Annotated in this window: 1 protein-coding gene; it reads left to right on the top strand. The window is 55.7% G+C overall.

Annotated elements, in window-relative coordinates; genetic code table 11:
• Nucleotides 1-82: 82 nt before the first annotated feature.
• Nucleotides 83-271: transposase (locus HK11_RS12765; RefSeq protein ID WP_369822964.1), on the top strand; the 189-nt coding region annotated here is incomplete at its 3' end.

The raw sequence follows: 271 nt of genomic DNA, 5'->3' as shown, positions 1-271 counted from the left end.
CGCACCTTAAAGCGCACAGAACGGCAGCGTCCCTTCTCAAAAAGGGGCTTTTCCCCGCCATACCGGACGCACAAATGGCGGTCTGAACTCAAAACTGCATGCCATGTGCGATGATCAGGGGCGGCTTGTCCGCCTGCATCTGACTGCAGGACAGGTCAGTGACTTCAAAGGCGCAGATGTGCTTCTGGCAGATCTGCCCGCTGAGACAGAAGAAATCATCGGGGACAGGGGCTATGACAGCAACAGGATCAGGTTATTGCTTGCAGAACGC

Origin of the sequence: Acetobacter sp. DmW_043 (assembly GCF_002153485.1) — a bacterium.
Taxonomy (GTDB): domain Bacteria; phylum Pseudomonadota; class Alphaproteobacteria; order Acetobacterales; family Acetobacteraceae; genus Acetobacter; species Acetobacter thailandicus.
Note: the sequence above shows the minus strand (reverse complement) of the source record. Positions and strands in the feature narration are given on the sequence as shown.